Origin of the sequence: Neobacillus niacini, assembly GCF_036961885.1 — a bacterium.
Lineage (GTDB): Bacteria > Bacillota > Bacilli > Bacillales > Cytobacillaceae > Neobacillus > Neobacillus niacini_H.
Genome location: NZ_JBALNQ010000026.1, coordinates 101,862 through 116,724, shown reverse-complemented (window position 1 = coordinate 116,724; position 14,863 = coordinate 101,862). Strand labels below are relative to the sequence as shown.

The window sequence follows — 14,863 nt, the reverse complement described above, 5'->3', positions numbered from 1 at the left end:
GTTTTTCCTCTTGTGATAAAGGTAACTTTGGTCTTTTTTCTCTCAAGAATTACCCCTCCCATTTAAGAAAGTGGTTTTGACATGTCCATCATATTTTTAAATCCAAGATTTTCATAAACTCTTCTCCCAGTTGAACTTGACCACAGCCTTGCCCGTTTTGCCCCTTTTTGTTTAAGCCATAAACAAATTTCATCTACTAATCTATAGGCTAATCCATTATTGCGGTGATCTTTCAACGTATATACTGCTATTACCCAACCGAATAGGCTCTGTTCCTCGGCAAGTGGGTAGGAATACTCTGTCCTAATTAGACCTCCTGCACAAGCCACAATATTATCATTGCTATCTAAGGCAACCCTGAACATTAAATTACCTAAATTAGATTCTTTTACAAATAAGTTTTTAACCTCTTCAACCCTATGTAATTCTGGCTTTGGTATTCCATCAGTTTCTCCCATTTCACTTGCCATTCTGTACCAATAGTCTGCCATAATTGTTATTTCTTCATTAGTAGTCCATCTTGTTTCATACATTCTATAACCTCCTAACTTATAGTATATTTGATTTTGTTTATTAAACTAAACTGCATCGTTAGCTTAATATGGAATTCAACCAAAGAAGGTGGCTAATCCTCTGGATCAACGCACCCGTTAAATAACAACATTATCTATTATTTTTAAGTAACGAATAAACATATGTATCAAATGCCTTTCCATTTTGGTACATATAATCTCTTAGAACGCCTTCTTTTTGAAATCCTACTTTGTAGAGCAAATTAGTAGATGCTTCATTATCTATAAAAACAACGGCTCCTATACGAGTAAGACCCAAGTCACCAAAACCATACTGAATGACCTTTAATACTGCCTCAGAAGTATAACCCTTTCTCCAATGTTCGGGATGGATTTCATATCCTATTTCTGCTCGTTTATTTTTAGGAGACCAAGCATTAAAACCAATGGTTCCAATTATTCCTTGAGTTCCTTTTCTTTCAATTCCCCAACGTATTCCTTTTTTCTGCTTGTAACTGTTTGAGAAAAAATTAACAAATGCCTCTGCTTGTTCCATACTTTTTAAAGTTTCTTGACCATAATATCTCGTTACCTTTTCATTAGAAAAACAAGCAAATATTCCCTCAGCATCATCCTTGGATATTTCTCTTAAAACCAACCTATCTGTTTCTAATGTTGGAAACATTTTTTTCACCTCATCTTTATATAATTTGTAGTATCTTATTAAAAAAACCTGCTCCGTTAGCTTAGGTACACTATTTCACAAACTTTATTGAATATTAACTCCTTTAATATTTAGCCTTAACATTTTTTATAGGCGAGTTTCATATCATCATGCAGATAAAGTTGCAGGGTACAAAAGCCATTGTACCCTTACAATTTGGCACTCATTTTAAATTACATTTTTAATGTCTGCGAAAAGTAACGGAACCCGTTAAGCTGCTCACCCTCTAACCCTTTTCAAGATAACATAATATAAAAATAGGACAGGCAATAATATAAGGGCACTTACCAATATGGCAAGTTTGATCGTAAAGTTTGAAGCAATCACACCAATCACTGGTCCTCCGCCAATTTGTCCAATTGCATCAACCTGACCTTTGACTGAAAAAAAAGTAGCACGAGTAGAAGAATCCGGAATTAGTTTATTCAGCCAAACCGTCTCCAATGGATACATAATACTTCTTGAAATTTGAATGATAATATAAAAAGCAAACAAACCAACAGCGAATGTGGAAAAAGCAAAGCCAATTAAGGAACTGATAATTAAAATGCTTCCTATAAAAAGGGCCACGTAAATACTGTTAAGGTGCTGATGGATGGAGCTATTATCAATAAAATGAAGTGCCGCAAACGTCAGAAGGACGACAATGAATTGAACTCCGCCCATCAGCAAAACTAACTGACTATCTGATAGATTTGCTAGACCTGATTGCTCAATAAAGTGGGGAATCCACAATCGATCAAATCCCTCACTATAAAAACCAAAAAACAAGGCAATGAGAAAAAGGATTCTCATCAGATGATTTACTTTGGAAAAATAAAGGATTTGGCTCATATTTTCCTTGATACTCTTCCAAACCGATACTCTCTCCACCATTTCAGCAGGTTTAAACTTCTCTTCCTTCATAAAGAAAATTAAGAGGATGGATAGCACGACCAACCCGATACCGCCTAAGACGATCGGCAGATTAAGGAAGAAATACCCTGCCAATATACTTAATGGAATGGCAAGGATTTTCCCCAGATTACCTGCCTTGGCACCTTTCACAAATGCTGAGGAAGCGCGTTCTTCCCCTATTTCATCAGCAATCCAAGCTTGATGGGAACCACTCGTAAAAGTATAGCCAATCCCCCAGATGATTTGAGCCAAAATCACAGCCGTAAAAAACGGAAACATCCCCTCAATAATAAAGCCAATTCCAATTAAGAAAAAGCCAATAACGACGGAAAGCTTTCTACTTTTTAAATCGGACAGAATTCCAGTTGGAATTTCAAAAATGAAAACCGTCGCCTCCAATACGGTCCCCACTAGTACTAGCTGCAATGGATTCAATTGAACGGTTTCCACTTGATATAACAAGTTGACCGTAAAAATAAAAGTGAAAAACAATTGAGATAAAAAACAGGTATAAATATAAACCTGATAAGGATCCTTTTTCTTTAATAACTTCATCTTCCTTGCCCCCCTATTTTAATCATAAAGCAAGGGAGCCAACATTTCTTTTCCTATTTTGCGATTCTTAAATAAAAAAACAGTATATCTCCTTATCAAACTTTAGGATTTACACTGTTTTTATATATGGAGACTTAATGAAGTTTAACCACTTTTCCTGATTTAATCGATTGATAACATGCCTCGATTACACGCATATTTTGAATCGCATTTTCACCTGTATAAGACGGTTCACCGTCTTCCAAAATAACTTGCGAAATATGCTCAACCTCAGACTTATAAATGTCAGCGGATATTCTTTCTTCTCTTGTTACCCCATCCTTTTGAACAATGACGAGTCCTTCTCCCCCATGATTGTCTGGACGGAATGCTCTTGGAACTTTAATTTGACCAATGGTTCCAATCACTTCATATTCTGCTCTAAAAACCATATCAAAGCTGCAATCAAAATAAGCATGAACACCATTATCCATTTGCAAATAACCAAAAGCAGATGTATCTACTTGGTAGTCTGCATTTATATTTGCATGGGCGTGAACTTCCACTGGTTCAGCATTTAGTATATTCCGAATGGCATGAATACCATAGCAGCCGACATCATAAATACTTCCTCCACCTTTTTCGGGATCTGTTTTTATATTTCCTTCAGGTTGAGTTAGTAAAAACGAAAAACTGGCACGCATGTATTTTACATCGCCAATTTCTCCAGATTGGATGATCTCTCTGACCCTTTCATGCTGAGGGTGAAATTGATACATAAAGGCCTCCATAAATTTAACATCTTTCTCTCTGCAAAATTCAACCATTTCTTTTGTTTCTTCTGCATTTAAGGAAGCTGGCTTTTCACATAAAATATGTTTTCCATACTTTGCAGCTTCGATCGTCCACTTTTTATGTAAATGGTTTGGAAGTGGGATATAGACAGCATCTATCTCTGGATCTTGCAGCATTTCTTCATAACTAGAATAGGACTTTGCTATATTAAATTGCTTTGCAACATCCTCTGCCTTTCCACTGCTCGAGGCAATTCCGGCAACTACTGCATTTTCAGCACGGCCAAATGCAGGTATCAATGATTTTTGTGCAATTTTTGCCGTACTTAAAATTCCCCATCTTACCTTTTTCATCGAATTTCCTCCTTAGAAAAAGCACCTTTAAGGGTGCCCTGTGTTATATTATTATACTATCTTTGGTCCAAATAAGCGTATTACCTTAAGAGCCTCTTTACCATGATTTTGAATAGTAAAGCTTGAAACATTTGCCGGGATAAAAAACTGATCACCCTTATTAACAAGCTGACTTTCTCCATCCGTGATGATATTCGCATGACCAGAAAGGATATAAATTCCCGAAAAAACTCCATCACCGCTGACCGCCATTTCATTCTGGACTTCGACAAGAGTCATGCGAAAGTAGGGGGTGCTTTTGTATCCAATTAATTCGGTTTCTTTATAATCCGTTGCATCATTAATGACAGAAGGAGCTATTTTCCATTTATTTAATGTCTCTTCCCTCGTATAATTTACATAATTAAAACATTCAAACATTTTTTCGAACCCAAGTCCTTGATGGCACATAAAATCATCTATTTTAAATCCGGAAGGTGATGTTTTTTCGATTCGTATCGTATAATCCGTTGGTTCCTGAATCTCAACCAACAAACAGCCAGAACCGATTGCATGCGGGGTACCACCTTCTATGAGAAAGGTATCCCCTGGATGAACATAGTATTTATGCATACAATCAAGCATGCCTTGGATATCTTGCTCATAAAATAATCTTTCCCACTGTTCCCTGGTGACACTCGGCTTAAACCCTAAATATACATACGGTGGTTCCCCATCAATTTCTCTCCCACCCAATATATGCCAGGATTCCGTTTTACCATAGATTGAATTAAATAATTCCTGAGCCTTGTCCCTATCTGGGTGCACCTGGACAGTTAAGCGCTCAGCGGAATCAATAATTTTCACTAAAACTCCGGTTTGGCTGCCAAACTTCTCAGCGTGTTGTTTTCCTAAGAACTCCTCAGGACTTCTATCAATTACATTTTTCAAGGCGATATTCGTACCGGGGATATCAACTTTGCTTAAACCCTCATCCTTAATATGCTCGCGGCCGATATTTCGGGCTGATACAATCGACATAATCCATTCTTCAGGAAAATGATTATCTACAGGTTGATCGGCTCCATGTAATTCTTCTATTAATTTTCCTCCCAAATAGGTACGCCATGCTCGCGCGGAGGTTAATTTTATGGGCTTTAAGCCATCCAAAACAATTGTATTCTCGTCCAAAATTATCTAGTCCTTTCTAATAAACTACACGCCGGAATACGCCATAAATCCTCCGTCAACAGGAACCGTTACTCCTGTGACGAAACCAGAGTATTCCTCGTCAACTAGCCATAATAACGCACCTAATAAATCTTTCGGCTGACCAAAACGTTTCATTGGTGTGTGTGTGATAATCTTTTCTGATCTTGGAGTATGTGTGCCATCCTCATGTAGAAGCAGGTTACGGTTTTGAGATGTTAGAAAGAAACCTGGTGCGATCGCGTTTACCCGCAAGCCTGTTTCACCAAAATGCACTGCCATCCACATGGTAAAATTGTTAATCGCAGACTTTGCTGCACTATAAGCCGGAACTTTTGTCATCGGTGAATATGCACTCATCGAAGAAATATTTATAATGTTTGGTGACTCCTGCTTTAAAAGTTCCAACCCAAATACTTGGCTGGTTAAAAAAGTTCCCGTGAAATTGGTTGCGAACACTTTTGAAAATCCACTTTCATCAAGTTGAAAAAATGATTTTTCTGATGGTCCCTCCGTATATGTCTCAACAGCTGTTATTGCATCCGGGTGGTTTCCTCCAGCTCCATTTATTAAGATATCAACGCCGCCAAATGCATTAATAACCGCTTCCTTAGCCTTTTCTAGGGATGAACGATCTAGAACATCCGCTGCAACAGCAATTGCTTTTCCACCCGCTGCTTCAATTTCACTTACAATCGAAACACCTTTTTCTAAGGTGCGGTTTATAATTGCCACATTAACACCTTGGCGCGCAAGCTCTCGAGCCATTTCAGAACATAGTACTCCGCTTCCGCCAGTGATAACAGCCGTTTTTCCATGTAAATTCTCATGTATTGGAAACATTTAGTTCTCCTCCTTTTTAACTGTTTGAAATGCATCCCATAATCCCAGAAGGTGCATGATACCAAGTGCTCGGTCGTATAAGCCATAGCCTGGTCTGCATTTTTCTCCCCAAATATGACGGCCATGATCTGGACGAACATACCCATCATAGTCAATTTCAGATAGCTCTCTTACAACCCCTTTAATATCGATAGATCCGTCTGAAGTTAAATGCGATGTTTCAATAAAATCGCCATTTTCAAAAATTTTAACGTTGCGGATATGCGCAAAAGGTGAATGACGGACAAATTCGGCTGCTAGTGTCACCATATCATTGTGGGGATTGGCCCCAAGCGAACCAGTACAGAAAGTAATCCCGTTTGAAGGGGAATCAGAAATTGCTAACAATTTCACTAAACTTTCTCTTCCTGTCATAATCCTCGGCAGACCGAATATTGACCAGGGTGGATCATCTGGGTGAATGGCCATTTTTATACCAACCTCTTCTGCTACCGGCAGGATTTCATTTAAGAAGTACCGTAGATTCTCCCACAAATCATCTTCTGTCATATCCTTATACGCTTTAAATAATTCTTTGATACGTCCAATTTTTTCAGGTTCCCATCCTGGAAGAGTCATATCGGAATAGGACGAAAACGTCTGAATAAGTTCTTGTGGATCACGGTTTTCAACGATATCCTTTTCATAGAATAATGCTGTCGATCCATCTGGCAGTGCACGAAATAGATCCGAACGGGTCCAATCAAAGATTGCCATGAAATTATAGCAAATCACTTTAACACCGAATTCACCTAAATTTCGGATCGATTGCTTGTAGTTCTCTATATATTTTTCTCGTTCTTCATTTCCAAGTTTAATAGATTCATGGACATTCACACTTTCAACTACGTCTGCATGAAATCCAAAAGACTCGATATAGCTTATTTCTGACTTAATCTCATCCTTTTCCCAAACATCGCCAACTCGCTTTTGATGAAGTCCCCATACAATCCCTTTAACACCAGGAATTTGCTTTACCTGGTCAAGCAGGACGGTGTCATTACCGCGGCCATACCAGCGAAACGTCATTTTCATAATGATAATCCCCCATTTACGGTGTCCACTTACATTACATCCTTAAAATAATCTGGATGTTTCGTCTTTAATTCATCTATATGAAAAACAGCTTTGATTAAATGTTCTTTCATTAATTTCTGAGCCAAACATGCATCACGATTTTTCAAGGCTATATGTAAACCCACATGCTCCTTAACGATTTCTTCCCATTCAGAGGTAGATGTTGTACTTAGTCTCAGACTTCTAAATCTCTTATATTGAGAATTCATTTGATCGATCGTCTGCCAAGTTCTCTCTTTTCCTAAACTATTAAAAATAGTCTCATGAAAATAATCATCAGATGTTAAAAATTCTTGAAAATTTCCCTCTTCAATCAACTTTTTCTGATTATCAATACAAGTTTCTAGTTCAAACAGATCGGTTGTATTTAATTTTTCTGCTGCCTCTTTTATAATGGCACTCTCTAAAATTTCTCTCATTGACCGTGATTCTTCCACCAATGCAGGGTTAATAAAGGATACAAAGGTTCCTACTTGTGGAACAATTTCAACCAAGTCTTGTTTTTCTAATTGAATCATTGCCTCTCTAACTGGTGTTCTACTTACATTAAGCTGCTTGGCAATTTCATTTTCAGAGAGGCCAATTCCGGGTTCCAAGTTTAAATTTATTATATTTTGATATAAATAGTTATAGACATAATCCCTCCTTGAGCCAATCTCATTCTTTCTCATTGCTTTTACTATCATGGTTTACACCTCTTAAACAGGAAATTTGTTTTTGTTCCTGTTTTTATTATAGAAAAAATTATGTAAAGAACTAGAATTCTGAACAGGTAAAAAAAAGCAACGGTTCATCCCTTATAGCTCTTCCTGAGGAAGCCATAATCTGTGGCTTCCTCAGGTAAGAAACTATATGGTTGATATCACCCAATTGCTTGAACTTCCTTATTTACCAAATACTATATCTGGTACAAATAATACTAAATCTGGGAAGAATACCATAATGGCTACAACTAACATCGTTGCAATATAGAACGGTATTGCCTCTTTTACCGTATCCTGCGGTGAACATCCCATGATCTGAGAAACGGTAAATAATGAGACTCCCATTGGCGGTGTAATGATTCCAAATGTAGTTACCGTCATCATTACTAATCCAAAGTGAACAGGGTCAATCCCAACACTTGTAACGATTGGAACAAAAATTGGTGTAAGCAATAATGTGATAACGGTTGTTTCAACAAACATACCCGCTACAATTAAGACCATAATAATAATTCCAAATAACATTAGTGGTTCTTGTGTAAATCCGGTAATAAGTGCTGATAACCCAGAAGTTACGTTATCATATACAATTCCGTAGCCAAAGATTCCTGATACGGAAATAATCAGCATAACTGCACCAATATCTATAGCACTTTCTTGAACCGTCTCAAAGAATTTCTTCCACGTCAATTCCTTATAAACAACAGCACCAATGAAAATGGCATAAACTGCAGCAAAGGCACCTGACTCTGATGGGGTAAAGATTCCATATCGAATACCGACAATTAGAATGATAGGGAAAATTAATGCCCAAATACCATCTTTAATAGCAATTAAAACTTCCTTTATACCAGGAGGCTTTTTTCTTTCAGGCAAATAGTTATTTTTTCTGGCCGTCATGGAAACAGCAATCATGAGAGCAATCATGATCATTATTCCTGGCACGATACCCGCTGCAAAAAGTCTTCCGATTGAGACCTCACCAATTGAGCCATAGATGATAAGACCCATACTTGGAGGAATAGTGGCTGTAATAAGAGAAGACACTCCATTAATTGCCGCACCATAAGCTGGCTTATAACCTCTTTTAATCATATCCGGACCTAAGATTCTTGATTGCATCGCTGCATCCGCAACGGCAGAGCCGGATACTCCACCCATTAATGTACTGAGTACAACACTAACCTGTGCGAGATTTCCGTACATATGACCCGTTAGCACATTCGCTAAAGTGATTAACCGTTTCGTAATTCCCGTACTGTTCATTAGATGACCTGCAAAGATAAACAAAGGGATCGCAAGCATAGTCCATGATTGGGAAGTCGTCAATGTCCTTTGTACCGCAATCGTAAGCGGTACGTCAGGCGTTGTAAGGAAAAAGACTAAACCTGATATTCCAATAGCAAAGGCTACTGGCATTCCAAAAAACAAGAAAAATAAGAATACACCTAAGACTAGTAACATACGCTCCCCCTACCAGTTCTCTTTTTTGAGAGCTTTAAATATTTTTATGCACGTACTAATAATCATTAATAACGCACCTACAGGTATACTAATGGTCGCCCATGAATAACTAATTCCTAATGTTTGGAATTGTCTGCTGGTACTCTCCATCGCTAGGGGAACTCCATGCCATATTAAGAAAAATAAGAAAAGGATGATAACAATGTTCCAAAAAATATAAATTCCTTTTCTAACCTTCGCTGGGAACTTATTAATAAATAAGTCAACATTCACTAATTCAGTATTTCTAAGTGCCATATTGGCACCTAGAAATACTACCCAAGCAAACAATAACATCGACACATCTACTGCCCAATTCAAAGGGTATTTCAATGTTCTAAATATGGCGGATATAAAAACTAGAAACGTTATAGCTACCAAAAAACCTTTTACAAGCGCTTCTTCAAGTCTGCAAAAATACCCATATAAATTTTTCATAATTTCCCCTCTTTAACGCTTTTACTTGCCCATCTCTTTATGGATTTGGTCTTTTAACTTCGTTAATCCTAGGACATCGTATGCCTTTTCAGCAGCCTTTTTGAATGCTGCTACATCTGGTTCAACAATTGTCATGCCTTCTTCAACTAACTTTTTTTCTAATTCTGCCTGCATACTAGCAATTTCTTTAGCATTAATTTCAGCAACCGCTTTTGCTTCTTCTAATAAAAGCGTTTGCAAATCTTCAGGTAAAGTGCTGAACCATTTTTCACCAACGATAATACCATTAATTAATTGGAAGTGACCTGTCTTGTTTACATACTTTACAACTTCATACATTCTTGATGGATAGGTTGATGTATGCTGCGCTTCGGCTCCATCGATAGCACCTTGCTGTACTGCTGAATACGCTTCTCCCCAAGGCATTGCAATTGGAGTTGCGCCCATTGCTTTAATAGATTCCTGCCATACTGGTGAACCAGGTGTTCTGATTCTAAGACCCTTTAGGTCTTCTGGTTTTTCAATAGGTTCATTTGTAAGGAAGTGTCTTGGCCCATCATACCAGTTGAAAGAAAGGACGCGAATGCCATGTTCTTCAGCTAATGCTTTTTCCCAAGTTTTAAATGTATCACCTTGTGTAATTTTCAAAACATCTTCATAGTTATCTGCTAAGTATGGTGCACCAATTACACCCATGTCCTTAACATAAAGACCCATACGACTTCCATCAGTTAGTACAGCTACGTTAACTCCCTGTTCAGCTTGTTCAATTACATCATCATCTGTACCTAGCTGAGCACTTGGGTAGACTTCCATTTTTAATCTGCCTTCTGACTTTTCTTCTAATCTATCAGCTAATTCAAAGAATCCTTTTACGATCGGCGATGTTTCTGCCTGTTGTGTTGACATTTTTAATGTATAAACTTTATCATCTTTTTTCTCTGTATCTTTTGAACCTGATGACTCTTTACTGCTACAACCAACGGCAATAATACTTGCAATTAGGAATAATAACACTAAACTAAGTTTTTTCATTTTTTCCCCCTGATATTTTTTATTTTAGTACTGAAATCGCTTTCAGTACACTAGTATACTAGCATATATATTTTCTAATTAGCAATACTTTTCAGATAATTAGTTTACTAAATTAACAAATTTTTTTCGACACTTAAAAAAAGAGAGACACCCTCAAATTTTAAGGGATTGTCTCTCTTAGAATTACTGCTTGTTTTTGAATGTCAATTTTTAATATAGCCGATTTTACCAACAATTTCCTGACCTTGAGGGCCCTTCATCCATGCTAGAAAGTCTTCAATCTGAGGGTTGGAATTTTCCTTTAATGAAATCGCATAAAGGTTAGCAGTGAAAGGATATTTTCTGCTGGCAATATTCTCAGGGGATGGTTCGATACCATCAATTGCTAGAAGTTTAATATCCGGATTATTCCTCATTCCTGTTGCAAAAAAACGGAAGGAAAATCCGATTGAATTATCGTAATTCCGGTAGTCAGCCACTTGTTCAATAATTCCGCCCATCCCTTCAGGAACATCTTCCTTTAATGGTTCCATGATTGGCGTGTCACCCATTATCTTTTCTAGCAGCGTTTGGCTGCCTGAATTTTTCGGCCGCTGAAAGGCTACGATTCTATCACTTTTCCCACCAAGCTCTGACCAATTTTTTACTTTTCCAGAGTAAATGTCTTTAATCTCTGAAACGTTTAAACCATCTATTTTATTATCAGGGTTTACAAAAAAAACAAATGCTTCCTTGCCAATGGGCGTCATTACCAATTCTTTTCCCTGTTCTTTGGCCATTTTCTGCTGCTCTTTTGATGGTTCCGCACCGAAGTATATATCCACTTCACCAGATAAGAGTCGTTCATAGGAATAAATCGTATTGGTGAATGAGACAATATCCTTTGTTTCCTGGACATTATTGATATTTTCGTAGACTGCATTCGCAAAAGCAGAATAAACAGGGAATGCTGCCTCTGCCCCATCTAATATAGGCATTTCATTAGGATCCTTAATGGTAAAAACAGAATGCGATTCCAGCGTTGGTAGTTTATTATCTGGATTCATAACTTCATATGGTGATAAATCAGTTGAAGAGTAACCCCCTCCATATTCAAAGCCATAGGATGGCAGTACCGTCTTACTCCGCTGCCATTGAACAGCTGCCCCTGTGCCAATGGCTAGGGCAAATACAGTTAATACCGTCAACACATGCTTTTTGTTAAAAGACGGCCATTCTCTTTTTAAAAAAATTACTGCGAAGAAACCAAACACAAATGAAACCTCATAAGCTAAGGGTGCCCAAAGAAACAATCTTCCTTCGCCCATTAGCATGGTAATGAAAAAGATCGGTGCCATTGCTATATGTAGAATTGCATAACCCAACCAGATGTCTTCCCCATAAAACCCGCCGCTAATTAACATGAAAATTGCCCAAGTGACTGCAGTATATGCGAGCGGAAGTAAGAACAGAAGAATAAGCCCTCTTTTATCATCTGATTTGCGCAGCGTTCTACTTGCAATTCCACCTGCAATGCAGCTGCCAATGATCAGTTCTAGAATACTAATTAAAAAATTATTTGTTGTATTAGTCAGTGTGATGAATGAAAGAACAAGTGGAACTATACCAAAATACAAAAACATCTGAAGCATATTTTTCCCCATAAATACCACTCCTAAAAATTATTTTTATGTATTTAGTGTAATTTTACACTTTATTCTATTTTTTTACAATATGTCCTTTTATCTAAAAAGTCTTAGTGTTCGGCATTCGGACAACTTCGGTATTTCCTCAGGCGTTCGGGTCCGAATCAATGCGCCATTTGGACAAATTCTGTATTTCCATAAGCGTTCGTGTCCGAATCAGTTGTCCTTTTAGTAAAAGGACAAAAAAAAGCGCTAAACCCTGACTAACCAAGGTTTAACGCTTTTACATCCTATTAATATTTTAATCCATGACCAAGTTTATAGACATTACCGTCGCTGTCTTTATATGCGTATTGAAGTCCTTCAGGCATATATTTGTCCTTGTCATAACCAGGGACGTCATTTCTTGATACACAATCACCGTTTTCATCTACTGCAATCACTGCCTCACTTGCTGGTAATGTCAGCGGCAGGACGCCTACTGGTTGGAAATTGCCTGTGATTACTTCAAATTGTGGCTTAAAGAAGGTATCGTAACCAGCAACCACTGCATCAGCTAAAGGCTCCACATTTCCAAGGATCCACGGCAATGTGATATTCACACTGATAATGACTTTTCCATCACGATTATGGATACTGTCACAAACTTCCTTCAGATGCTCCAAACCACTTACTGTTGTATCTTGATACTCAGAACCATCTAAAGCTTTTATCGTTTTATTTTCAACTAATTCAAGTTCTAACAGTCCAGGTGTCGCATGGAAATAGTTTCCGGATTTTGGCTGTAAAATCAAAATCGCAACATCTGCTTCTTCATGATTTTCAGTCAATGTAATGGTTCCAAGTTCTTTCCAATCTTTCCTTGCTTGTTCCGTGTAAGTATCTGCTACTTTTTGTTCCTTATGGAAAACTTCGATATACACTTTCTTATTGTTAAGGTTTTCAGCTGTTAAAGGTAAAGTTTGATTTGAATTTTTAAGAACTGTTACAGATTTTTTATGAGCTTCATAAGCAGCTTCCCAATGAGCTGGAGTACTAACTACTTCAGCAGCTTGTTGAGGAGAAACATACGTACGATCATCGAATAGTCCTAATGTAAACATTTCTTCTAATAAGCGTACATTAGCTTCATTAATACGCTTTTCACTAATCCAGCCACTTTCGATTGCTTTTTTAAGATTTTCAATATCATTTGTATCCGCAACAAGGTCTGTACCAGCATTGATTGCTTTCGCAAAACGCTCAGCCTCAGTTTTTGTTTCTTGGCCCCACGCCATATTATTAACAATTCCACTGTCGCTATTTACATAACCTTTGAATCCTAGTTTGTCTCTAAGAATATGTTGTAAGAAATAATGATTAAACGTAAATCCAACTTCTTCAAATGGAATATCCTCACCCTCGAATTCTTGCACCGCACTCTTATTGATACGAGGGATTGAGTAATATGGCATGATCGATGAAGTGCCATGTTCGACTGCTGCTCTAAATGGTGGTAAGTGATAATCTTCTAAGCTACCTGGAGTTGGATATAGATTCCATTTTCCTTCTGCATAGTGAGGGTCGAATCCATTTTCCCTTGCACCACCGCCAGGAAAATGCTTGGTTGTCATGGCAATGCTATGCTTTCCAAGTTCTTTTCCTTGGAATTCGTCAATAATGCGGCCAATCGCATCAGAAATAAATTCAGGATCTTCACCAAACGTACCATATGTCCGCTGCCATCTAGGATCTGTTGCCGTATCCGCCATATACATATAGCCTTTTCTGATTCCAACAGCATCCCATTCATCACGTGCAATTTTAGCAAATTCACTAATCAATGAGGCATCGCCGCCATTTTTGATATCGCCTTTTGCTGCAGCAGCAAGCCCTAAAGTACCTGGCCATGTAGAAAAAATCCCAACTGCATCGTTCATCCCGAAAATGGATTCACCATTTTCATTTCGTGAATTGGATGCGATTAAACAAGGAATACCAAGGCGGGTTCCTTCACATAATTCATTCATCTTATTAATCCACTCTGCCATTTCGGCTGGACTAAAGTTGTCTCGATGAATGAAGTGACGTAAATGCCTATTTTCAATAGTATGGGTCGTTCCATAGACTTTTGAAGTAGCAAAAATGCTTTCGCCTTTTTCAACAATCGCTTCATCAAGCACACCATCATGACTTGTCTTACTCTTATCTTCCTGGGAAAGACCCATTTTACGCGTATTGATCAGCATCATGCCGACCTTTTCATCAAGGTTCATTAATGAAACCAGGTTTTCCGCCCGTTCTTTTGGGCTTAAACGCCAATCTTTATATGGTTCTAGTTTCCCGCTATTATTTAAATCTTTAAATTTTAAACCATCAACTTCAATAATTTTTTTGACTTTGACTTCTAAATTCGGTTGTTTATGTTCCAATTTAGTGCCTCCTAAACTTGTTCGGTCCACCATTAGGATGTCCCGTGTAGTTAATATAGATTCATCGTACCAATTTTAAACCGCTTTCACACACAAAATTGCTAACTTTTATATAAAAATGAGTCCTACCTCTAAATATTTTTTTACTGCAAAAAAGAGGCCATAATCATTCATGTGCCTCTTTT

At 37.7% G+C, this 14,863-nt stretch carries 13 protein-coding genes; all 13 read right to left on the bottom strand.

Annotated elements, in window-relative coordinates:
• Positions 1–62 precede the first annotated feature (62 nt).
• Entirely contained in the window at positions 63–533 is a 471-nt protein-coding gene (locus tag V7124_RS12410; protein ID WP_335489445.1) for a GNAT family N-acetyltransferase, read from the bottom strand.
• Positions 534–663: 130 nt separating this feature from the next.
• The gene (locus tag V7124_RS12405) at positions 664–1,197 is read right to left on the bottom strand and encodes a GNAT family N-acetyltransferase (protein ID WP_335489442.1); all 534 of its coding nucleotides are present in this window, start codon (positions 1,195–1,197) and stop codon (positions 664–666) included.
• Positions 1,198–1,455: 258 nt separating this feature from the next.
• Entirely contained in the window at positions 1,456–2,688 is a 1,233-nt protein-coding gene (locus tag V7124_RS12400) for an MFS transporter (protein WP_335489439.1), read from the bottom strand.
• 134 nt (positions 2,689–2,822) lie between these two features.
• A complete protein-coding gene (locus V7124_RS12395) occupies positions 2,823–3,815 on the bottom strand; it encodes a Gfo/Idh/MocA family protein (RefSeq protein WP_335489436.1) in 993 nt (330 codons plus the stop codon).
• 51 nt (positions 3,816–3,866) lie between these two features.
• Positions 3,867–4,985: a type I phosphomannose isomerase catalytic subunit gene (locus V7124_RS12390; protein WP_335489433.1), complete on the bottom strand. Its 1,119-nt coding sequence runs from the start codon at positions 4,983–4,985 to the stop codon at positions 3,867–3,869.
• A 24-nt stretch (positions 4,986–5,009) separates the two neighbouring features.
• Complete coding sequence (locus V7124_RS12385; RefSeq protein WP_335489431.1) at positions 5,010–5,846, bottom strand: SDR family oxidoreductase; 837 nt, start codon at positions 5,844–5,846, stop codon at positions 5,010–5,012.
• Positions 5,847–6,920: a mannonate dehydratase gene (gene uxuA / locus V7124_RS12380; RefSeq protein WP_335413896.1), complete on the bottom strand. Its 1,074-nt coding sequence runs from the start codon at positions 6,918–6,920 to the stop codon at positions 5,847–5,849.
• A 29-nt stretch (positions 6,921–6,949) separates the two neighbouring features.
• Positions 6,950–7,648 carry a GntR family transcriptional regulator gene (locus tag V7124_RS12375; RefSeq protein ID WP_335489428.1) on the bottom strand — a complete coding sequence of 233 codons (699 nt, stop codon included), beginning with the start codon at positions 7,646–7,648 and terminating at the stop codon, positions 6,950–6,952.
• Positions 7,649–7,846: 198 nt separating this feature from the next.
• Positions 7,847–9,130: a TRAP transporter large permease gene (locus tag V7124_RS12370; protein ID WP_335413902.1), complete on the bottom strand. Its 1,284-nt coding sequence runs from the start codon at positions 9,128–9,130 to the stop codon at positions 7,847–7,849.
• Positions 9,131–9,139: 9 nt separating this feature from the next.
• Positions 9,140–9,607: a TRAP transporter small permease gene (locus V7124_RS12365; protein WP_335413907.1), complete on the bottom strand. Its 468-nt coding sequence runs from the start codon at positions 9,605–9,607 to the stop codon at positions 9,140–9,142.
• A gap of 21 nt (positions 9,608–9,628) precedes the next feature.
• Positions 9,629–10,642: a C4-dicarboxylate TRAP transporter substrate-binding protein gene (locus tag V7124_RS12360; protein WP_335489425.1), complete on the bottom strand. Its 1,014-nt coding sequence runs from the start codon at positions 10,640–10,642 to the stop codon at positions 9,629–9,631.
• Positions 10,643–10,845: 203 nt separating this feature from the next.
• A complete protein-coding gene (locus V7124_RS12355) occupies positions 10,846–12,285 on the bottom strand; it encodes a PstS family phosphate ABC transporter substrate-binding protein (RefSeq protein ID WP_335489422.1) in 1,440 nt (479 codons plus the stop codon).
• Between the two features lie 275 nt (positions 12,286–12,560).
• A complete protein-coding gene (locus V7124_RS12350; protein WP_335413915.1) occupies positions 12,561–14,678 on the bottom strand; it encodes a glycoside hydrolase family 3 protein in 2,118 nt (705 codons plus the stop codon).
• Between the last annotated feature and the right edge of the window lie 185 nt (positions 14,679–14,863).